Below are 20,780 nucleotides of genomic sequence, written 5' to 3'. Positions count from 1 at the left end.
ATTAGAATTCCTGAGTTTTATCCTTCAATTCTTTCCCTTTTTCCATCCAGTGATAGATAGTAGGAAGTACCAGCAGTGTAAGTAAGGTAGAGGTAACAAGTCCGCCGATCACAACAGAAGCAAGTGGACGTTGTACTTCTGAGCCGGGCCCTACATTAAAGGCCATCGGTAGGAAGCCAAGACTGGCAACAAGAGCCGTCATCAGTACCGGGCGGAGACGATCAGCCGAACCTTGTATCACAGCATCCTTCAGTCCTTTCCCTTGCATGCGAAGATCATTAAGGTGGGATATGAGCACAATACCATTCAATACCGCTACTCCGAATAGAGCTACAAATCCGATACTTGCGGAAACAGATAAGTACAAGCCCCGCATCCATAGAATGAAGATCCCTCCGGATAGGGCAATTGGAAGGTTGAGGAAGATCAGCATGGTGAACCGGAATTTGCCAAACATCATATACAACAACCCAATTATGATAAGAAGAGAGATAGGTACAACAATATACAGGTGATTCATAGCTCGCTGCTGGTCTTCAAAAGCACCGCCGTACTGAAGGAAATATCCGGCAGGAACATCGATCTGGCTTTCAATGGCTTGCTGTAGGTTTGCAACATAGGTGCCGGTATCTATATCCCGAATATTAATACCAAGTATAGCCCGTCTCCATCCATTTTCACGGGCAATTTCACGGGGACCTTCTTCAGCATAAATGTGTGCCACCTGCTTTAAAGGAATGTATCCTCCATTTGGCAATTGAAGAGGCACCTCCATAATGTCCTGAAAAGTGCTTCGTAGATTTTCAGGTAAACGAACTACAATATCAAATCGGCGTTGGCCTTCGAATATCTCTCCGGATATACTACCGCCGATCCCGGTTTCTATTACTCGCTGAACATCATTAACGTTCAATCCAAAAGAAGCTACAGCTTCGCGGTCGATCTCTATATTGAAATAAGGTTGTCCACTGCTCTGTTCAAGATAATGATTATCAGTTCCTTCAATTTCATTCAGGATAGATGAAATATCACGACCAACGCGATCCAGAACTTCAAGTTCTTCACCGAAAATTTTAACGGCAATATCTGATTTTACGCCACTCGTCAGTTCATCAACGCGCATGGCAATCGGTTGGGTAAAGTTATAAGACAGTCCCGGTTCAGTCTCAAGGTAAGGTCTGATGAGATCTGCGATATCTTCTTTCGAAAGCCCTTCACGCCATTGATCACGAGGTTTAAGGATCACCCAGACATCCGTTTGGTGCACGCCCATCCAATCATTGGCAAGATCAGACCGACCAGTTTTAGGAACGACTGTTTTTATTTCCGGAATGTTCTCTGTGAGCTTACCTGCAAACCAGTTAGCATTTTCTACTGATTCTTCGAGTGTCACAGACGGCATGCGAACCTGTTCTACTAATATAGATCCCTCATCCAGTTCAGGCAAAAACTCAGTTCCTAAAAAAGGAAGAAGAGTCAGCGATGAAAGGAAGATCACAATTGCAGAGCCAATGGTAATGACTTTTTTATTAAGACTAATCTCGAGGAATTTTTTGTACCGGGGACGGAGCCAGTTGATTACGTAATTTTTTCGAAGCTTAACCCCATTTTTAAAGACAATGGCAGACATAGCAGGAATATAAACCAGTGCCAAGATCAGTGAACCGAATACAGCTGTGGCAACAGTGATAGCCATTGGCCTGAATAGAATACCTTCCATTCCGGAAAAAGTCATCACCGGAACATATACCATGAGAATGATCAATACCCCAAAAAAAATGGGGCGGGCTACTTCATGGGCGGCCTCCCTGATAATCATAAGTTTAGATTTCTCTGATTTATTTTCATTAAGACGGTGAACCACGTTTTCTACCATCACCACAGATCCATCTACAACCATACCGAAGTCAATGGCACCAAGGCTCATCAAGTTAGCTGCAAGCCCAATCTGGCCCATACCTATAAAGGCGAATAGCATGGAAAGTGGGATCACCGAGGCTACTATGATGGCTCCGGTGATCTCACCCAATAGAAGCAACAATACGGCAATAACAAAGAAACCACCTTCTATAAGGTTAGTGATAATAGTATCGGTCGTACGATCCACTAAATCAGATTGATCATAAAATTTCTCGATAACGACTCCTTCCGGGAGGCTCTTGTTTACTTCGTCAATCTTTATATCAATATCTTCGATCACCTCACGTCCGTTTCCGCCACGCAGCATCATAACAATACCGGTTACTATCTCACCATCACCATCCTGAGTAACAGCACCCTGCCTGAGTTGTCTGCCTAAAGTTACTTCCGCAATGTCTTTCACATATATAGGTCGGTCTTCCAATTCTTTAACGATAATGTCCTCAATATTCTTAGCAGAACTGATCTGACCAAACCCCCGAATAATGTATTGTTCACGGTTATGTTCAAGATAATTTCCACCTGAAACACTGTTGTTATTTTCTATGGCATCGGCCAGGTCTTTCAGGCCTATTCCAAAATTACGAAGCCTATCGGGGTCAACTTGTACCTCATATTGTTTTACAAAGCCACCAAAAGAATTGATCTCGGTAACACCTTGAACTGTTTTGAGTTGAGGAGCGATCAACCAATCCTGGATAGTACGAAGTTCAGTTAGGGTATGATTTTGTCCACGCACTACATATTGAACGATCTCACCTAAGGCCGTTGAAATTGGTCCAAGTTGAGGTGAGGAAACACCATCGGGTAATTCTCCGGCTATACTTTGAACTCTTTGACTAACCAATTGACGGGCGAAGTATATATCAGTGTCTTCCTCAAATTCTATAGTTACAGCCGACAATCCAAATTGTGAGATAGACCGAACTTCCTTGATATCCGGTAATCCATTCATGGCGGTTTCGATGGGGTAACTTACCAGTCTTTCAACATCATAAGGAGAATAGCGACCGGCTTTGGTGATCACCAAAACCTGCACGGGTGTTACATCGGGTTGAGAGTTAATAGGAATGTCCTGAAGTGAGAAAATGCCACCTACGGCCATCAGAACAACCAGTGACATGGCAACAAATTTTTGGCGAAGACTGAAATCAATGATATTGTTTAGCATAGTTCTGCGTGTAAAATGTTAGTCTGCAAATTGCTCAAACCGCTCGAGGGCCTTCAGGCTAAATACCTGTGTAGTGGCTACTTTTTCTCCCGGTTCGAGTCCGCCACTTAGGATGGCATGTTCATCAGTAATACGTGCAATACTCACGACCCGTTTTTCATATTCAAGTTCCGAAAGTTGAACAAATACCGCAGCGTCAGCCTGTTCATACTGTACCGCTGATATTGGAATACTGATAGTGGATTCTTCAGGCTGAGCCTGATAGCTGAGCCTGATAGGTAAGTCTTACACTTTGACCAACCAGAGGCCAGTTGTTTTCTGTTGAAACGATAGAATTTAAAACCACTGACCGGTTATTTTGATCCAAGGCAGGGTTTATCGTTGTAACTGTGGCACTGATGGAATGCGCTGATACACCTTGCCGATTGCCCCTTTCAGTCACGGTGAGTGAGGTTCCCGGATTTATGAAATAGGCATCTTCAGGTGCAATAAATCCACGAACCAAAACTTCTGTATTGTCGATGATATCAAGTAGTCGCTGATAGGCTGTTACCGATTCACCCATCTCAATGAGGTGTTCGTTCAGAGTTCCATCAATAGATGCATAGATTGTTAAGCGTGCATTGGGGTCGGAGGCAAAGGGATCCCAGCGTTTGGTTTGACTTTCAGTGATTCCCACCGCTTTTAGGCGAGCCAATGCAGCACTTTGACGGGTTTGAGCCAGTCTAAGGTCGGCTTGTGCCCGTTCTAAATTTCTTAGTGGGCTGATCTTATCCTCAGTCAAAACCTGAAGGCGTTCAACCTGTTGCTGCTGATAGGTTATCTCAGCCGTTGCTTCCAAAAAGTCGGCAACCAGGTTTGCAAATTCCAGGCTTTCCAGTTCTAAAAGTGGATCTCCCTTAGAAACTCGTTCACCCTCATGCGCGTAGATGTTTGATACCCGCCCATCAATGGGGGCGCTAACCACAGAGATCCTATCAGGGGCAGGAAAAACTTCTCCCGGTGCCTCAATTGAAAATGATATTGGATTTGAAGTAGCCGTGTATGTTTGAATATTCAAGTTGTCAGCTTGCTCCTGAGTCAGTTTAACACTTTGTGCCGTCTTTTCTGATCTGATTGACGGCGGTGTCCCGGTCTCATCAGTGGCAGGTATATCTGAATTTCCTGAGCATCCAGCGAATAAAAATACTGCAGATACAAAAAATGAAACTGCAGATCTCAAGGGGGTAGGCTTTGTATATGTTGAGGGTTGTGCTTTCATTGCAATGATCTTGTTTTAGTTAAAAATGATGTCAGTTTGCAGATAACGCTCCAGTTCAATAACTGATAAATAATAGTCTCTTAGAGTTTGGTAATAGGTTTGCTGCGTTCTCAGATAGGTTCTCTGAGCTTCTAATAAGGTTAGCAGGTCCAGCTCGCCCATACTGTATCCTTTCTGTGTCATTTGAACGAGCTCCAATGAATTCCTTTGGATATTTTCCCGGAAACGTTCGATGTTATTTCGGGCAGATTCGTAGCTGTGCCATGTTTGTTCGGCTTGTTTTTTGATAAGTAGTAACTGATCCTCATACTTCCATTCTGTAGCATTTTGAATGGCGTTGGCTTGTTGAACTTTTGGTGATTGCCGAGCCGCGAACCACAGAGGGATACTTACCCCAACCTCAAAACCATAAAAGTCATAATTGTTACCAAAGTCCTGCCGGTAATAACTTAGATTCAGGTCTGGTAAGTAGGTGCTTTTTGCCAATTTTTTGCCATAGATGGAAGCATCTATTTCTCGTTCAAGTTGTTGTAATTTGGGGTGACCTTGAAGCTTTTCCATGACCAGATCCTGATTGATATTGACGATCATATAGCTGAGGGTGTCTGTAAAACCGATGTCGTAGGTTTGTTGCTCCGGATCAAGTCCAATGGTCTGAAACAGATCATATCTGGCATTCATGATCTCTTTGAATATGGTTTCCTGATTATTGCGCGCCTCCTGAAGCTGAAGATCAGCCTGCATGGCATCAATTTCCGAGGACTCTCCCATGTCGGCTCGGGCCTGGGCAGCTTCTCTTAAATCCTCAAAAAGCTGAACCCTTTCACCGGCCAGGTTGCCGGACTGAAGAGCATAAGCGAGTTGGGTATAGGCTGATTTAACATCTGCTTTAACCTGGTTTTTAAGATCCTTAAGGTTGAGCTCAAGTGACTGTGTCGTAGACCGTTCTTGCTTTACCCTGTATAGGCCTGTAAGTGGAAATTCTATACTTTGTTTTACAGACCATCTTTGTTCAGAAAAACCACCCCCGCAATGCCCTCTCTCATGTAACTAATTTCAGGGTCAGAAATCCCAAAACTTAGGACCTCCTGTTTTTGTTGTGCTCTGATCTGATATTGAAGGCGTTTAATCTGAGGGTTTTGGCGGTAGGCGATCTCAAGTGCTTCTTTTACGCTAAGGGTCGAAAGGTCTGTTGTATCAGTTAAAGTAGGCGTGACTTGAAATAAGGTAAGAACCACAAGTAATACAGATTGGGACATGATGATCTGCTTAGAGTATTGAATTTCTACTCAAGCTAAAAACAGAATCTGTAGAGAAAATGGATTTAAAAAATAAGAGTGAAAGTTACTCCCCGATCAGCGTTATTTTTTGCAAAATAGCCCAAATTGTGCAGCTCACAGATGCTCTTCACAATAGACAGGCCAAGCCCGGGACTACTGTTATTGTGATCTGATATATTTTCGCCTTTTTTGAATCGGTCAAATATTTTTTGGATCAGATCTTCTGGGATGCCCGGTCCTTCATCACTCACAGAAAGGATGGTTCGACCACTGTCATTTGTCTTTAAATAGATTCGAACACTTCCTCCATTAGGAGAAAATTTTATAGCGTTCTGAATAATATTATATAAAGCAGAATGAATCAGTTCTTTGTTACCGGAAAGTCGAATATTTTGATTTAAATCTTTATCCACTTGCAAATCCTTAATCTGAATAAAATCCTTAAGCTCACTGAGTACCTGGTTCGTTACTTGAGCAACATCGATCTCGTTATCCATCTCAAATTGTCTATTTTCAACCCTACTGATAAGTAACAAAGCATTACTTAGCCGGGTTAACCTTACAGCTGTTTGCTGAATTTCATGGAGTCTTTCAATGCTGTTAGGAGCAAGGTTATCAGCATCAGAGATCATTTTTTCAGCTTTCTGCCGGATAATGGAAAGCGGAGTAAGCAGTTCGTGAGAGGCATTTTGAATGAACTTTCTTTGGTCATCAAAAGATGACTTGATCTGAGTCAGCATGGTATTCAGGGCAGTATTCAATACCCTTATCTCATAGGTGTTGGGTTCAGGAAAAGGTTCACCTACCTGGGAGGGTGAAGAAATGTGCTCCAACCTGTCGACTGTATCATAGAAGGGGGCGAGCACCTTGCCAAAAACGAATTGATTGACAATATATAAGAGAACCACCCAGATGAAAAGTGCTGCAAGTACACTGAGTATTACCGTCATGCTGATCTTATCCCATGCAGCCACTTCCTCATAGATCTCAAGCAAGTAAATATCATTCCCAACAGATAGGGTGGTGGTTAATTTGCGGTACGATTCAGCCAAAGTAGAAACATCAGGATTTCGAACAGTGTCAACAGTTGAGATATTATTCAACCCTATAGAAATACTCTGATCAAAATTATGTATCTCAACCCATTCGTAGGATCCAAGCCCACCGAGTTTTCTAATCTCATCAAGACTCTCAGGGTCTTTCTGTAGTTGTTGTTGGATATCAAATTTGTGTTGTAGAAGGTGAAAATCCAATTCGTCATATATAGTAGTATTAACCACATAATAGGTCCCAAGACTGGTCACTATCAGCATGAACAGGGAAAGCAATGCGTTGCTGATCAGGATTTTACTATTAAGCTTCATGAGCCGCCAACTTGTATCCAACGCCATATACTGTCTCGATGAGGTCGGGAGCGTTAGAGTTTGCGAGCTTCTTCCGAATGTTCTTCATGTGAGAATTGATGAAGTCGAGTGAAAAACGGTCATCAACCTTGTTCCCCCAAATGTGTTCTGATAGGGCAATTCTGGTGACGACTTTGTTCTTGTTCAGAAACAAGTAACGCAGCATTTTATATTCAGTATCTGTCAGGCCAATCGGCTTTTTGTCATAATAAACCTGCATATGATCAAGGTGAAGTGAAATCTTCCCGATAGTGATTTCATTATCATTAATCTTGAATTTTCGACGCAAAACAGCATGAATGCGGGCTCTTAACTCAGCCATGGCGAAAGGTTTGGAGAGGTAATCATCACTTCCAAGTTCCAGTCCCTTTATGCGATCGTCAATTTCACCGCGGGCAGTTAAAATGATCACTGTCGTATCTTTATCATAGCTTTTGATCTGCTTCAAAAGATCCAATCCATCGCCCCCGGGAAGACTCAGATCTAATAATACGAGATCATAGATCTCACCAATCAGCAATGTTTCCGCCTTCGGGAAATCGACTGCAGTATCCACGGTAAACTGCTCCTCCAACAACTGTTCCTTCAGTTCCTTGTTGAGGAGCTGTTCGTCTTCAACAACTAAAGCACGCATACAATCAGGGTAAATTAGAAAGTGCTTCTAAAATAATGCTGAAAAATGTAGAGAAGATGAATTTAGGTCATCCCCTCATCCTTAGCCAACTCGTACATACTCTCATGCAAGTTTTCGTTATCCAGTTCCCCACGCATGCACAGTTCAGTGACTTCCACTCCATTTAACATCAGGATGCAGCCCATGTCATTCAGAATAGAATCAAATTTTCGGGGATCGGCTTTGCTGAGTCTGTCCACATCTATTCCATCCGGACTGATTTTTTTGTTTACCAATACATAAAATTTGTCGTCCGGTTGGTCGCCGAAGGAAAACTCCTCCAGTCCGGTGTCTTTCAGTTTAAGCATGTTCGTCTAAAAAGTCTCTGGCTTTAATAATTTCGGTTATCTCGTCGGTTTCACGATCAACGATACGCACCTGGAACAAACTGATGATAGCCTGCTCGTTCAGGGTGGTAATTACTTCTTCAATGGTTTCGCATTCTTCGGTTTCACTCACCAGGTCGTTGATGCCCTGCACAATATACCGGTACTTTTTACTGCTTTTCTTCTTTTTTTGGGTGGAACCGGAATCGGGCTGAGGTTCATCAAAATACTCGCGTATGGCTTCTTCCGTTACGTACCAGCTCACTCCCAATTTACGACCACGAATACGTCCTTCACGGAGGTAGGTTCGGAGCGTCATTTTCGAAATTCCAAGCTGTTCGTGCAGATCATCTACCGAATACAGGGTTAAATCTCCAATAGTCTTAGGCATTACGTCTCTAAATTGAATGATGAAAATTTGTTATTAACACACCTTAAACTAAGAATAATTTCACATTACTTTCTATTAGTTATACAAAAGAAATTAGATTTGGTCAGCATACCCTTTCCGCCGTATATTGAGGGCAGTTACTCAAAATTCAAAGCAGCTGACCCAAAAGGTCGGCCTTTTTTATGCCCTTCAGTTACTGTTTTTCAGGATGAGTAAAGCTATCAATCCTCTTCTTTTTTATCCTCATCTTCTTCGGCATTTTTGTAGGCCTGGGTAATACGCTGATTCATCAGTCGCCGGTAGTTATTGAATTCATATTCACTTACTGTGAATTCGGAGTGATATTCACCATCAAAGCATTCCACTTTTAACCTGTTGGGTTTTTCAGTTTCGGTGATGGTAACCTGAACGCTTCCGAGTTTATATGATGCTACTTCTTTCATCTGTAATTTTAAACAACAATTCACTTTTCGGTAAGTTAAGTAAATCTTTTTTTAGCTATAGAACTTTAACCGCTTTTAAATTCGTTCGTTACCAACCTGTTACTAACTTTTCGTATTTTAGAAGCCATAATTTTAAACGCGCGTATTGTAATGAAGAAAAAAGTCATAATTATTGGAGTGATTGCATCCTTTTTAGGGATTTTCCTATACTATTCACTTTCCAATGTTCAACCCACTGTGAATGATAATTCACCGGATTGGGTGCCTATTCATGAGGCGCAGCAGATGGCTGCTTCCTCCCAAAAACAAATCTTTGTAGATGTATTTGAAATAGGCTGCAAATATTGTCGTGCCATGGATCGCGAAGTTTTCCCGGACTCTACCGTCCGACAAGTAATGGACGCCAATTATATTCCGGTTCGACTGGATGGAAATTCCGAGGAACCCATCACTTTCAACGGCAAGCAAGTAAGTTCCAAAGAATTTGCCCAAAGTAAAGGGGCTTATGTGTTTCCCACATCATTGATCTTAGATGCGGAAGGAAACGTTATCAAGAAAAAAACAGGCTATATGGGCGTAGATGAATTCAGACAGTTTTTATATCAATAGAACATAAATAACAGGGACTAAACTATGAGAATGAAGAAAATGGTTACAAATATGGGATTATTGCTTTCCGCTGTGTTGATTGTGGTTGGTTGCAATGGAAAAGCAGGAGAAACAGAACCACAAGAACCTGCCGGTGATTTAACGGTGGAAGCGGAAAAAGTAGTTTCAGGCATCCAAATTGGATGGGGAATAGCTTTTCTGCCCGATGGAGATATGTTGATCACTGAAAAATCAGGAAAATTATACAAAGCAAGTGGCGGTGAAATAGTGGCTGAAATAACTGAGGGAATTCCGTCTGATCTTCAGGTAAACGGACAGGGTGGTTTTTTAGATATTGAACTTCACCCCAACTACGAAGAAAACGGATGGATTTACTTTTCCTATGCTTCCAGTGAAGGAGAGGGAGAAGGTAGTAATACGGCAATTGTAAGAGCGAAATTGGAAGGTGAAGCCTTAGTTGATAACGAATTGCTGTATAAGGCCGAACCAAATTCAACAAGAGGACAGCATTACGGCTCACGAATAGTTTTTGATGAGAATGGATATATGTTCTTCTCCATCGGCGATCGTGGAAACAGAGATGTTCTTCCTCAAGATATTAACATAGACGGAGGAAAAATTTATCGACTGAATGATGACGGAAGCATTCCCGAGGATAATCCATTTGTAGGAGAGGATGGGTTGGACGCTATGTACTCTTACGGACACAGAAACCCTCAAGGCATGGCTTTGAATCCTAACACCGGAGTGGTTTGGGCTAATGAACACGGACCTCGTGGAGGAGATGAAGTCAACATTATTGAACCCGGCAACAACTATGGATGGCCGGTGATCAGTTATGGTATCAATTACAGTGGAACCGAATTTGCTGAAGATACTGCCATGGCCGGAATGGAACAGCCCGTTTTATACTGGGATCCTTCTATTGCCCCTGCCGGTATGACTTTCGTAACCAGTGACAAATATCCCGGCTGGGAAGGCGACCTTTTAGTTGCCTCACTGAAGTTTTCCTACATCGCCCATCTTGATGTGGAAGGAAATGATATTGTTAGTGAAACCAGATTAGTTGAAGGAGTAGGACGGATTCGTGCCATAGAAGAAGGACCGGACGGCTACATCTATTTTACTGCTGAAGGGGATGGTGTATATAGGTTAGTGCCTACTGAAAGTTAATTTTTTTCAAGAAAAGGATTAAAAGCAAACCCTCTAAGTATTTAGAATCCTTGGAGGGTTTTTTATATCTGTGAGAGATAAAATTCCCCACCTTTAAATTTTTTTGTAAGGAATTGGTTTTAAATCGCTCTTATAAGTATGGAGCGTCGTTCAGAATACCGATTCCCGTTTAGCAGATATCCGGCAGTTAGAATTGCACTTTTGCTGATAGCTGGGATCTTGCTATATCAATATCTTGAGCTTTCTGTATATACAAACATAATTTTATTTGGCTCGCTGACTGGAATTTATTTACTCACTGAATGGTGGAATAATCGGCATATAAGTATAGTTTGGCCAAATATAGCTTCCCTGTTGTTTATGCTCATTATTGTTGGCTTCGGAATGTTTAGAACGTCTATACAAGCTGAAAGTGATGATTCCGAAACGATACAACTATTACAAATTTCAGATTGGGAAGAGGTTCAGGTTTCGGGCAACGTTCAATCTATGTCGAGGACCTCGGCAGGCAAAATAAGGTGGGATCTTAAGGTGGAAGAAACGAAGGTTGGGGATGTAAAAACTGATCAAGCCTACAAATCAAGAATCCTCGCAGATGAATTAAATCAACAGCCAACCCTCGGTGATGAGGTTGAAATTACAGGTATTCTCATCCCCATTTCAGAAAAAAGAAATCCGGAAGATTTTGATTATAAAGGGTACCTCAAAACACAAGGTATATCAGTACAAATAAAGGCGAATACACTGCTGAAAGTTACCTCAAATACCGAAGTACTGGAATGGATCTGGTGGAGGGAAAAAGCATTGGATTTAGTGGATAAAAATTTTAATGAAACAACAGCACCTATTGCCAAGGCTCTGCTGGTAGGATATAAACAGGATTTAAGTTCAGAATCGAAAACAGCTTTCGCCCGTGCAGGTTTGTCGCATATTATGGCGGTCTCAGGATTACATGTTGGTTTTATAGTAGCTCCATTCTGGATTATCATTCCATATTTCTGGACCAAAAAATATGGAAGTCAAATTGGATTGGCGTTGCTTATAATTTTGCTGATTTATTATGCGGGAATCACAGGGTTTTCACCATCGGTGATGCGGGCCTCAGTTATGGCCGTTTTTCTGAGTTACGGTAAACTTTTTCATCGCATTAATGACTCTATCAATCTGACAGCCGCTGCCGCCATAGTATTGCTTATAGTTGACCCGGCTCAGTTATTTGAAATAGGATTTCAGTTATCATTTGCAGCAGTCTTGATTATTTTGTTAATGTTGCCGGTTATCCAGAATAAGCTTCCGTATTGGGTGCGAGTTCGTTGGTATGGAAAGCCCCTGATGGTAGTTATTGTTTCCCTTGTTGTTCAGTTTGGATTGTATCCTCTGCAAGTATTCTATTTTGGTGAAATTTCTTTAGTCAGTCCTCTGGCCAATGCGCTATTCGTTCCCTTGCTTGGTGTAGTTGTCCCCCTTTCTTTAATCGCGCTTTTAGCAACAAGTTTGACCTCGACTGTTGGCTTTATTGTAAACTATCCATCCTTGAAATTTTTAAGTTGGATGAATGATTTTGTGACCTCAGCTTCAGGATGGGATTGGGCCTGGATGAACGCGTCACTGGACTCAGGATTTATATTTGTATTCTGGCTTTTTCTGATTTTTGCTATATCAGCCTGGCACATTCCTGCAATGAGGTGGAAATTAAGCATTGGGATTATGGCTTCATTATGCGTGCTTTTGTCTTTGAATGTGATAGAGAAGGTGCAGCCGGGTAAACTCACGGTAACCTATTTCGATGTAGGCCAGGGTGACGCGGCGTTAATGAAAACGCCCCAGGGAAAACATATTCTTATTGATGTCGGGGTTTGGTCGCCCGGGTACAATAGCGGGAATTCAGTGATACTTCCTCATTTAAAATCCAAAGGAATTAATAAATTGGATGCTGTTATTTTGAGTCACCCCCATGCTGATCATATTGGTGGTATCATCGATTTAATGGAAGGAGTTGAAGTTGAAGTTATTTATAATTCCGGGTACAACTACGATTCCAACCTGTATAAAAATTACCTCCGTAAGGCTTCTGAAAAAGCAATACCTGTTCAGCCTTTAACTGCCGGTGATTCGCTATTAATTGATCCAACCATGTTGATGGTAGTTTTAGGACCAGATGGGAAAATTCATAATTCTGATCCCAATGAACATTCTGTTGTTCTTCACGCTATTTATGGTGAATCAGAGTTTTTGTTTACCGGTGATGCCGGAGAACATCAGGAGCAGCGCATACTTCAACAATACGGAAATTTACTGGATACAGACGTACTAAAAGTGGGCCACCACGGAAGCCGGACAAGCTCCAGTCTTTCTTTTCTACAAGAAGTAACTCCGGAATTAGCAATTATATCTCTTGCTGAAAGCAACCGTTTTCGGCATCCACACCGAGAGGCATTAAACAGGCTGGGGCAGACGGAAGCAGATTTATTATTCACCAGCAGAGAAAAGGCGATCGTCTTGGAATCAGATGGAATTAAAATCAATAGAGTACATTGGTATTGAATAGGACAGAATTTAAAAAGAGCGTATCCGGATAAGAATAATCAGAGACTCTTCATAGTGTGTATTTTCGCATAAAAACCGGTATTATTCAGGGCTAAAAAGTATTTAGAATCAAAAGCCCCAAAAATTTTTAATGGCAAAAAAGGAACGACTCAGCTTTGAAGAAGCTTTAAAGAAATTGGAATCGATAGTGGAACAACTTGAAGAAGAAGAGATTACATTAGAGGATTCCGTAAAACTATACGAAGAAGGCGTTAAAATGTCTAAGTTTTGTACTGAGATACTTGAGCAAGCTGAGCTTCGTATTGACCAAGTAAACGAGGCAAACACGCAGCAATAACCAATATATATGGAGAGTAGCAAGCCAAAACCGGGAGCACTGCTTGGCAGTATAGATTCTCCTGCTGACCTTAAAAAGCTTAAACCCGAGCAGCTTCAGGATGTATGTGATGAACTCCGTCAATTTATTATTGATATGGTTTCTGTACATGGGGGACATTTTGGGGCCAGTTTGGGAGTGGTTGAGCTGACTACTGCCCTCCATTATGTATATGATACTCCAAAAGATTTGTTGGTTTGGGATGTTGGTCACCAGGCCTATGGCCATAAAATATTAACTGGTCGTCGGGGGAAATTTCATACAAACAGGCAATATGGCGGGCTCTCAGGGTTCCCAAAACGCTCTGAAAGTGAATACGATACTTTTGGTGTAGGCCATTCCAGTACCTCAATTTCAGCTGCCTTAGGTATGGCTGTAGCCAGAGATTTGGATAAATCAGATAAGAAAGTAGTTGCAGTAATTGGTGATGGAGCCATGACAGCCGGACTTGCTTTCGAGGCCATGAACAATGCCGGTGCAATGAACAGCGATATTTTAGTGATCTTGAACGACAACAATATGTCTATTGATCCTAATGTAGGCGCACTCAAAGAATATTTAGCGGACATCACCACCAGTAAGACTTTTAATAAAATGCGGGATGAAATGTACGATATGCTGGGACACTTCAAATCAGCCGGGGAAAAGATGCGCAAGATTGCATCTCGCCTTGAAAAAGCTATGATGGCAGCTTTAACTCCGGGATCGTTATTCAGGTCACTTGGTTTTAAATATTATGGACCAACGGACGGACATGATGTAGACGGTTTGAGGAGAATGTTGGAAGATCTCAAAGAGGTTAAAGGCCCTAAATTACTCCATATCGTCACAGTAAAAGGAAAAGGGTTTGCCCCGGCCGAACGGGAACAAACAAAATGGCATGCATCAAGCAGTCCTTTTGATAAAATTACAGGGAAATCGTTGGTGGAACCTAAACCTGCTATCCCTAAGCCGGCTCCGAAATACCAGGATGTATTTGGGGAAGCATTGGTAGAATTAGCAGCAAAAGATGAAAATATTGTAAGCATGACGCCCGCCATGCCCAGCGGATCCAGTTTGTGGCCAATGATGAATACCTTTCCTGAGCGATCATTCGATGTGGGTATAGCTGAGCAGCACGCGGTTACGTTTGCCGCCGGTTTGGCTTCCGAAGGAAAGAAACCATTTTGTGCAATCTATTCTTCTTTCTTACAAAGAGGATATGATCAATTAGTTCATGATGTAGCCATTCAAAAACTACCGGTCGTATTTTGTATAGATCGTGCCGGATTGGTAGGTGCTGATGGCCCAACGCACCATGGAGCATATGATACTTCTTACATGCGGGCTGTACCAAACATGGTTATCTCATCTCCTTTGAATGAACAGGATTTAAGAGATATGATGTTCACGGCATCAAATTTTAGTGAAGGAGCCTGGGCTATTCGCTACCCCCGGGGCCGGGCAACGGGAATGGAGATTAGGGAAGAATTTCACCCCATTGAAATTGGCAAAGGCATAGAGCTAAGAAAAGGAGAAGATATGGCAGTATTGAGTTTTGGTCCTATTGGAAAGTATGCCACCGAAGCTGCCGAAATTCTATCTGACGAAGGTATTGAAATAGGTCACTTTGATATGCGATTTGCTAAACCCCTTGACACAGAGCTAATTGACGAAATCTGTCTGACCTACGATCATATCATAACGTTGGAAGACGGAGCAAAGCTTGGTGGATTTGGAAGTGCTGTTGCAGAATATATTGCTGAGAAATCAAATCGCCCCACACTTAAAATAATGGGCATTCCTGATCGTATAATAGAACACGGTACCCAAGAAGAACTGCATGAAGAAATTGGCATAGGAGTAACCGGACTAATTGAAATGGTTAAAGAAAAATTAAACAAAAAGGTAGGATTGTGAATAAAATTAAATTAGTTGCATTAGTACTTTTATTGATAGGGTTATCAGCCTGCTTGAAAGATTATTCAATTCCTAATTTTGAGGATATTGAAGGCGTGGTTTTATTAAATGAAGAACCGGTTGGTAATGCAAACATTCATGTACGTCATGTATTTGATCCCGGTGGACTTTTAATAAATAACTTAGAACAAATTTCTTTGGATATACAGGTGCAAACTTCAGGTGAATACGTTGGAAATTTATTTAGGTATGGAGAAAATGACCCTTTTTCTACGTTTTTAGATGGACGCCTTTCAAGGGGAGTGAATAAAATTTCAATTCCTGATTCCTTGTTAAGCAATGGTATTATTGGATATGAGGTCTCAGGTGATTTTGGCCCAATTTCAGCGGGGCTTTTAACAATGAGCAGACCCGATAGCTTGATACCATCTATGATCCCATTTACAACGACTGATGAGTCAGGAGCCTTTGTACTGGAGTCTATTAATTTGCCATTTAGAGAATCATTTTCGAGATCAAATGGAAGAAACCTTGTAATATCAGATAGTCTAGATATTATAGTTGCTAATGAAGAAGAAATCCTGAAAATTCTAAGAGTTAAGGTAGAACCAAAACAAGCTAATTTCTTTGAAATAAACTTAGACTAAGGTGTTGAACGGGAAATGAAATACACTCTTTCCGATTTTGATTATGATCTTCCTGAAAAATTAATAGCACAATCACCGGCCAATCCGAGAGATCACGCTCGCCTTTTGGTTTATGACCGTAGCAAAGGGACCATCCGGGATGATTACTTCTACAATCTCACAGATTATCTTCCCAATAACACAACATTGGTAGTCAACAATAGCAAAGTTGAAAAGTGCAGATTGCTTTTTGAGGACGGAAAAAAGGAATTATTTGTAACATCCGTAAGCAACAATAATACCATCGAAGCGATGGTGAGGCCCGGCAAAAAATTTAAGGAAGGCCGTGAAGTAAAATTAGCAGATGGGATTACAGCAAAAGTTCTGAGCATTGAAGAGGATGGTCTACGAAGGCTGACTTTGTCATGCGATTTAAATGATCCAAAATTAGCCCCTTACAAACACACCCCATTTCCTCCTTACATTGAACAAGACGAATCACTGGCAGATGAATACCAAACGGTATATGCCAAAGATTTAGGCAGTAAAGCAGCTCCAACGGCCGGACTTCACTTCACCGATGAATTACTTAAAAAACTTAAAGAAGAGGGAATCAAAAAAACCGAAGTTACCCTTCATGTTGGGTTGGGAACTTTTGCCCCGGTTAAGACGGAAAACATTCAGGAACACAACATGCATAGCGAGTGGTTTCAGCTTGGGTCTGATACCTGCCAGCAGCTAAATGCGGCCCAACATATAACTGCTGTCGGTACGACCAGTATTCGCGTGTTAGAAACAGCCTCAGATGAGAACAGACACTTTACCCCACAAAGCAGGGAAACCGATATCTTTATCACTCCCGGATATTCATTTAAATCCGTGGATGCACTCATTACCAATTTTCACCTTCCCAAAAGTACACTCCTCATGCTGGTTGCTGCACTGATGGGGTATGATGAAATGAAACGGGTCTATGAACATGCCATCCGAGAGGAGTATCGATTTTATTCATTTGGCGATGCCATGCTCATTCTTTAATCGCAAAAAATCAGCTCGCGGATTTAGATGTTTCTGAGCTCAACTCTTATTATATTTGATGCCCTTTTGAAATATTGAATCGAATGCATCAACATTCATTATTGAATGTTTTGTGTTTGATAATTTAAACACCTGCGCCCGTAGCTCAACTGGATAGAGCGTCTGACTTCGGATCAGAAGGTTGGGGGTTCGAATCCTCCCGGGCGTACTTTAAATAAAACAGCGACTTACAGAGTATTTAAAATTGCTCTTTGAGTCGCTTTTTTTGGTTCGGGGTAACAATGGGGTAACAGAATTGATTCCCGAATCTCTTGTCATGTCTCTTAGTGTCATTATTATCATCATTCTTAAGCATCCTTTTTTAGTCTCCGACATCCGAAAATTAACTTAAGGTTTCTGAATTTTACTTTATCCACATAAAAGTAAAATTATTCACATCTATAGTAGGAAAGTAAAAAAAGAGATCTTATATTTTATTTTAAACTCTAAAAGTAAATTAAAGATGAATATAGAAACTTACGACTGGGGCAGTAGACGTACAGGCAGAGATTATGAATATTACCTTCCCAATTCTATCAATCTTCCGTGGAAATGGGAGCAAGCATCGATAAATAAGTTACTGGAAGAAGCCTCCATGAAGCTTGGGGAGCTAAATTCCTTCGCAAGATTAGTTCCAAACATTGATTTATTCATCCTATTACATGTTACGACAGAGGCGGTAGTCTCAAGTAGAATAGAGGGTACTCAAACAAATCTCGATGAGGCTTTACTTGATGAAGAACATGTTGCTCCGGGAAGAAGAGATGACTGGCAAGAAGTCCAAAATTATACAAAAGCTTTGAATACAGCGATTGAGGAATTACAGAACCTGCCCATATCAACCAGGTTGATATGTGATACACATAGGATTTTAATGGACGGAGTTCGTGGAGAGAGAAAACAACCTGGAGAATTTAGAAATACTCAAAATTGGATTGGTGGGGCATCACTTAGAGATGCCATTTTTATTCCACCTGATCATCCACATGTAAATGATCTAATGAGTGACCTTGAAAAGTTCATTCATAATGATCAACTAAATGTTCCGGACTTAATTAAAATTGGAATGGTTCATTATCAATTTGAAACAATACATCCATTCCTGGACGGTAATGGGAGAATTGGCAGGCTACTTATTACACTTTATATGGTCAGTAATGGGATTCTTGATAAACCATTGCTTTATCTTTCTAAATTTTTCGAAAAGCACAAAGGGACCTACTATGACAACCTAATGAGAGTTCGTGAAAAGAATGACATGGCTCATTGGATTAAGTTCTTTTTAGTTGGAATTAGAGATACTGCAATTGACGCCTCAAACACCTTAAGTTCAATTCTATTGTTAAAAAATGAATTGGAAGTTCAGATAAAAGATAACTGGGGCCGAAGAACTGATTCTGCATTTACGTTACTCGAATACTTATTCAGACAACCTGTGGTTGAAATTAAAAAGGTCCAAAAGGTCTGTGATTTAAGCGCAAAAGCTGCGGGTGATCTTGTGAAAAGTTTTGAGGATGCTGGTATTTTAAAGGAGAGGACTGGACAGAGTAGGAATAGATCATACTCATTTTATCCTTACCTGAAGAAATTTAGAGAATAGTTTAATCTATAAAATGTAGCTGATACATAATTGGGTACATATTATAGTACATCCGCGCCCTTTCATTCCGGATTAAAGCCATTCTGATTCCAGTAAGACTTTACCCTTCATTTCAGAAAAACGCATGGCGTCCTTTAAAACATTTTTTGTCCAATCGCATATTCAAGTATCCTATTGATTACCAATTCTCCATCATGGGTTATCAGTTTATCTTTATTGAAAGGATCTTTAAGAATGGTTGCTATATCATAGAATATTTTTAACCTTTTCACCAATTGATGATATTTTAGATAATTAATCAGCCAAGAAGGAATCCAAGTTCATGAAAAATGAGTGGTTTGTTTATATGATTCGTTGCGAAAACGAAAGCCTTTATACCGGGTGTACCAATCATTTGATACGAAGGTGGAATGAGCATCTTGAGGGAAAAGGTGCGAAATATTTAAGTGCACATAAACCTGAGAAGGTAGTGTTTGTGGAAAATCATCCGGATCAATCCACTGCATGTAAAAGAGAGTATGAAATAAAGCAGTTTACCAGACAGGGAAAGGAAGCTTTGATCAAGGCTCAACACTCGCAATAACTATTTGGTTTGATAGAAGGGAGAGTTAATAAATTGGCAGAAAATGTCTATGAAAGAGAAATTTTTGATTTAGAGCGTAAATCAATCAGAGATAATGGAAATGGGTTGCCAAAAAATTTCAACCCTAAAGAAAGTGATTCTTTAGGGTTAAAACTGGTAGATATGCTGACTGAACAGTTACCTGGAAATTATGACTTTAATTCAGGAGAATACGGTACAGAGTTTAATCTCTTATTTAAAGTGGATTAAAACGTTAGATTGTATTTTTAAGTAAGCTTTTCGTCTAATGAGTATTTACCGGCTCCGGTAAAAAGGATAACAACAAACAGCAGTAGAAAAAGTAATCCCTTTTCTTTGGTGCCAAAAGGATCATCAGCATGAGCAACGAAAGCTACTACCGCCATATTTATCGCTAAAATAAAGGAAGCAATTCGGGTTCCCAGTCCCAGGGTTACCAAGATTCCACAAATTCCTTCGGCAATAGCGGCAAGAATAAGTGAAAGAACGGCCCCTAAGCCGATAGGATCAAGAAATGCAAAATCTCCATCAAGTACTTTCATCATTTTTGGCCAACCATGAGTTAAGATCAGCAATCCGGCGCCAACTCGTAAAACCAATAGACTGAAGTCATAATTTACTAATGCACTAATATCGGTAGAGAGTAATTTTTTAATCATAACGACAAATAAAATTGAGAGTTAGAAAATAATATGTAGCAAGAGAGCATAGAAGCTAACCAACCAATATGTTGAAACCAATTGGTTCTATAGGAACTATCTATTTCTTTAAAAAGTTTAAAGACCGTACATTTAGTTCAACATTAAACTATTTAATACTAATCTAAATATAAAATTATTATGGCAACTTGGAATATAGATCCTACTCACTCAGAAATTCAGTTTAAAGTAAGACATTTAGTTATATCAACAGTAACCGGATATTTCCGTTCCTTCAATGGAACCGTAAAATCTGATGGCGAAGGATTTGAAGGTGCTGACATCTCTTTTGAGGCAGATATCGACAGTATTGATACTAATAACAGTGATCGAGACACCCATTTAAAATCGGATGATTTTTTTAATGCAGAAAAGTTTCCAAAGATGAAATTTGAATCAACTTCCTTCAAAAATACCGGCGGTGACGATTATGAATTGACCGGAAACCTGACCATTAGAGACGTTACTAAAGAAGTTACATTGGAAGTAACGCATGGCGGAACCGTGGATGATCCTTATGGTCAAACCAAAGCAGGATTTGAAATCAACGGAACCATCAACCGTAAAGAATTCAATCTAAAATGGAATGCAGTTACGGAGGCTGGAAACGTTGTGGTAGGTGATAATGTTAAACTGCATATGAACGTACAGGTTGTGGAAAACGAACCCGTAGAAGCATAAAATTTATTTGTATTGTACCCCGATC

22 protein-coding genes and 1 tRNA gene are annotated in these 20,780 nt (G+C 40.7%); 12 read left to right on the top strand and 11 right to left on the bottom strand.

Annotated features, from left to right (window positions below; all coding sequences use genetic code 11):
- Window position 1: 1 nt before the first annotated feature.
- The 10 genes from RI561_RS01215 to RI561_RS01170 all read right to left on the bottom strand — a co-directional run bounded on the left by RI561_RS01215 (window position 2) and on the right by RI561_RS01170 (window position 8,868).
- Window positions 2–3,091 (bottom strand): efflux RND transporter permease subunit, encoded by a 3,090-nt coding sequence (locus tag RI561_RS01215; RefSeq protein WP_395078388.1) that lies wholly within the window; start codon window positions 3,089–3,091, stop codon window positions 2–4.
- 18 nt (window positions 3,092–3,109) lie between these two features.
- A complete protein-coding gene (locus RI561_RS01210) occupies window positions 3,110–3,238 on the bottom strand; it encodes a hypothetical protein (RefSeq protein ID WP_395078387.1) in 129 nt (42 codons plus the stop codon).
- 100 nt (window positions 3,239–3,338) lie between these two features.
- Entirely contained in the window at window positions 3,339–4,352 is a 1,014-nt protein-coding gene (locus tag RI561_RS01205; protein ID WP_395078386.1) for an efflux RND transporter periplasmic adaptor subunit, read from the bottom strand.
- A gap of 15 nt (window positions 4,353–4,367) precedes the next feature.
- The gene (locus RI561_RS01200; protein WP_395078537.1) at window positions 4,368–5,339 is read right to left on the bottom strand and encodes a TolC family protein; all 972 of its coding nucleotides are present in this window, start codon (window positions 5,337–5,339) and stop codon (window positions 4,368–4,370) included.
- Between the two features lie 8 nt (window positions 5,340–5,347).
- Complete coding sequence (locus tag RI561_RS01195; protein WP_395078385.1) at window positions 5,348–5,611, bottom strand: hypothetical protein; 264 nt, start codon at window positions 5,609–5,611, stop codon at window positions 5,348–5,350.
- 65 nt (window positions 5,612–5,676) lie between these two features.
- Complete coding sequence (locus RI561_RS01190) at window positions 5,677–6,996, bottom strand: sensor histidine kinase (RefSeq protein ID WP_395078384.1); 1,320 nt, start codon at window positions 6,994–6,996, stop codon at window positions 5,677–5,679.
- Complete coding sequence (locus RI561_RS01185) at window positions 6,986–7,669, bottom strand: response regulator transcription factor (protein ID WP_395078383.1); 684 nt, start codon at window positions 7,667–7,669, stop codon at window positions 6,986–6,988. The genes RI561_RS01190 and RI561_RS01185 overlap by 11 nt, the downstream gene beginning before the upstream one ends.
- 62 nt (window positions 7,670–7,731) lie before the next feature.
- A complete protein-coding gene (locus tag RI561_RS01180) occupies window positions 7,732–8,016 on the bottom strand; it encodes a hypothetical protein (RefSeq protein WP_395078382.1) in 285 nt (94 codons plus the stop codon).
- Complete coding sequence (locus RI561_RS01175; RefSeq protein WP_395078381.1) at window positions 8,009–8,425, bottom strand: helix-turn-helix domain-containing protein; 417 nt, start codon at window positions 8,423–8,425, stop codon at window positions 8,009–8,011. The genes RI561_RS01180 and RI561_RS01175 overlap by 8 nt, the downstream gene beginning before the upstream one ends.
- 221 nt (window positions 8,426–8,646) lie before the next feature.
- A complete protein-coding gene (locus RI561_RS01170) occupies window positions 8,647–8,868 on the bottom strand; it encodes a hypothetical protein (RefSeq protein ID WP_395078380.1) in 222 nt (73 codons plus the stop codon).
- A 150-nt stretch (window positions 8,869–9,018) separates the two neighbouring features.
- Here RI561_RS01170 and RI561_RS01165 point away from each other — a divergent pair, with 150 nt between their 5' ends.
- The 11 genes from RI561_RS01165 (at window position 9,019) to RI561_RS01115 (ending at window position 19,607) form a co-directional block, all read left to right on the top strand.
- Window positions 9,019–9,477 (top strand): thioredoxin family protein, encoded by a 459-nt coding sequence (locus RI561_RS01165; protein ID WP_395078379.1) that lies wholly within the window; start codon window positions 9,019–9,021, stop codon window positions 9,475–9,477.
- A 30-nt stretch (window positions 9,478–9,507) separates the two neighbouring features.
- A complete protein-coding gene (locus tag RI561_RS01160) occupies window positions 9,508–10,650 on the top strand; it encodes a PQQ-dependent sugar dehydrogenase (protein WP_395078378.1) in 1,143 nt (380 codons plus the stop codon).
- 138 nt (window positions 10,651–10,788) lie between these two features.
- Entirely contained in the window at window positions 10,789–13,194 is a 2,406-nt protein-coding gene (locus tag RI561_RS01155) for a DNA internalization-related competence protein ComEC/Rec2 (protein ID WP_395078377.1), read from the top strand.
- 133 nt (window positions 13,195–13,327) lie between these two features.
- Window positions 13,328–13,534, top strand: a complete 207-nt coding sequence (xseB, locus tag RI561_RS01150) for an exodeoxyribonuclease VII small subunit (protein ID WP_395078376.1) — start codon at window positions 13,328–13,330, stop codon at window positions 13,532–13,534.
- A 9-nt stretch (window positions 13,535–13,543) separates the two neighbouring features.
- On the top strand, window positions 13,544–15,472 hold the full coding sequence (dxs, locus tag RI561_RS01145; RefSeq protein ID WP_395078375.1) for a 1-deoxy-D-xylulose-5-phosphate synthase: 1,929 nt from the start codon (window positions 13,544–13,546) through the stop codon (window positions 15,470–15,472).
- Window positions 15,469–16,119, top strand: coding sequence for a hypothetical protein (locus RI561_RS01140; protein ID WP_395078374.1), 651 nt, complete (start codon window positions 15,469–15,471; stop codon window positions 16,117–16,119). The genes dxs and RI561_RS01140 overlap by 4 nt, the downstream gene beginning before the upstream one ends.
- Before the next feature lie 15 nt (window positions 16,120–16,134).
- Window positions 16,135–17,136, top strand: a complete 1,002-nt coding sequence (gene queA / locus RI561_RS01135) for a tRNA preQ1(34) S-adenosylmethionine ribosyltransferase-isomerase QueA (protein WP_395078373.1) — start codon at window positions 16,135–16,137, stop codon at window positions 17,134–17,136.
- A 134-nt stretch (window positions 17,137–17,270) separates the two neighbouring features.
- Window positions 17,271–17,344: transfer RNA gene (locus tag RI561_RS01130), tRNA-Arg, on the top strand.
- 294 nt (window positions 17,345–17,638) lie between these two features.
- Entirely contained in the window at window positions 17,639–18,775 is a 1,137-nt protein-coding gene (locus RI561_RS01125) for a Fic family protein (RefSeq protein WP_395078372.1), read from the top strand.
- A 322-nt stretch (window positions 18,776–19,097) separates the two neighbouring features.
- On the top strand, window positions 19,098–19,358 hold the full coding sequence (locus RI561_RS01120) for a GIY-YIG nuclease family protein (protein ID WP_395078371.1): 261 nt from the start codon (window positions 19,098–19,100) through the stop codon (window positions 19,356–19,358).
- A 33-nt stretch (window positions 19,359–19,391) separates the two neighbouring features.
- Window positions 19,392–19,607 (top strand): hypothetical protein, encoded by a 216-nt coding sequence (locus RI561_RS01115; RefSeq protein ID WP_395078370.1) that lies wholly within the window; start codon window positions 19,392–19,394, stop codon window positions 19,605–19,607.
- Window positions 19,608–19,624: 17 nt separating this feature from the next.
- Here RI561_RS01115 and RI561_RS01110 read toward each other — a convergent pair whose 3' ends face one another.
- Complete coding sequence (locus RI561_RS01110) at window positions 19,625–20,035, bottom strand: DoxX family protein (protein WP_395078369.1); 411 nt, start codon at window positions 20,033–20,035, stop codon at window positions 19,625–19,627.
- A 180-nt stretch (window positions 20,036–20,215) separates the two neighbouring features.
- On the opposite strand from RI561_RS01110, the gene RI561_RS01105 reads away from it, so the two are divergent.
- Window positions 20,216–20,755: a YceI family protein gene (locus tag RI561_RS01105; protein ID WP_395078368.1), complete on the top strand. Its 540-nt coding sequence runs from the start codon at window positions 20,216–20,218 to the stop codon at window positions 20,753–20,755.
- Window positions 20,756–20,780: the final 25 nt, after the last annotated feature.

Origin of the sequence: Gracilimonas sp. (genome assembly GCF_031581265.1) — a bacterium.
In the GTDB taxonomy this organism is placed as follows: domain Bacteria; phylum Bacteroidota; class Rhodothermia; order Balneolales; family Balneolaceae; genus Gracilimonas.
The sequence above is the reverse complement of the archived record's forward strand: the minus strand, read 5'-3'. Positions and strand labels throughout refer to the sequence as shown.

Bases quoted from the DNA above. Each gene is read 5' to 3' on its own strand.
- RI561_RS01215 (WP_395078388.1), bottom strand. From the start codon at position 3,091: ATGCTAAACAATATCATTGATTTCAGTCTTCGCCAAAAATTTGTTGCC.
- RI561_RS01205 (WP_395078386.1), bottom strand. From the start codon at position 4,352: ATGAAAGCACAACCCTCAACATATACAAAGCCTACCCCCTTGAGATCT.
- RI561_RS01195 (WP_395078385.1), bottom strand. From the start codon at position 5,611: ATGTCCCAATCTGTATTACTTGTGGTTCTTACCTTATTTCAAGTCACG.
- RI561_RS01190 (WP_395078384.1), bottom strand. From the start codon at position 6,996: ATGAAGCTTAATAGTAAAATCCTGATCAGCAACGCATTGCTTTCCCTG.
- RI561_RS01185 (WP_395078383.1), bottom strand. From the start codon at position 7,669: ATGCGTGCTTTAGTTGTTGAAGACGAACAGCTCCTCAACAAGGAACTG.
- RI561_RS01180 (WP_395078382.1), bottom strand. From the start codon at position 8,016: ATGCTTAAACTGAAAGACACCGGACTGGAGGAGTTTTCCTTCGGCGAC.
- RI561_RS01175 (WP_395078381.1), bottom strand. From the start codon at position 8,425: ATGCCTAAGACTATTGGAGATTTAACCCTGTATTCGGTAGATGATCTG.
- RI561_RS01170 (WP_395078380.1), bottom strand. From the start codon at position 8,868: ATGAAAGAAGTAGCATCATATAAACTCGGAAGCGTTCAGGTTACCATC.
- RI561_RS01165 (WP_395078379.1), top strand. From the start codon at position 9,019: ATGAAGAAAAAAGTCATAATTATTGGAGTGATTGCATCCTTTTTAGGG.
- RI561_RS01160 (WP_395078378.1), top strand. From the start codon at position 9,508: ATGAAGAAAATGGTTACAAATATGGGATTATTGCTTTCCGCTGTGTTG.
- RI561_RS01155 (WP_395078377.1), top strand. From the start codon at position 10,789: ATGGAGCGTCGTTCAGAATACCGATTCCCGTTTAGCAGATATCCGGCA.
- xseB (WP_395078376.1), top strand. From the start codon at position 13,328: ATGGCAAAAAAGGAACGACTCAGCTTTGAAGAAGCTTTAAAGAAATTG.
- dxs (WP_395078375.1), top strand. From the start codon at position 13,544: ATGGAGAGTAGCAAGCCAAAACCGGGAGCACTGCTTGGCAGTATAGAT.
- queA (WP_395078373.1), top strand. From the start codon at position 16,135: ATGAAATACACTCTTTCCGATTTTGATTATGATCTTCCTGAAAAATTA.
- RI561_RS01125 (WP_395078372.1), top strand. From the start codon at position 17,639: ATGAATATAGAAACTTACGACTGGGGCAGTAGACGTACAGGCAGAGAT.
- RI561_RS01120 (WP_395078371.1), top strand. From the start codon at position 19,098: ATGAAAAATGAGTGGTTTGTTTATATGATTCGTTGCGAAAACGAAAGC.
- RI561_RS01110 (WP_395078369.1), bottom strand. From the start codon at position 20,035: ATGATTAAAAAATTACTCTCTACCGATATTAGTGCATTAGTAAATTAT.
- RI561_RS01105 (WP_395078368.1), top strand. From the start codon at position 20,216: ATGGCAACTTGGAATATAGATCCTACTCACTCAGAAATTCAGTTTAAA.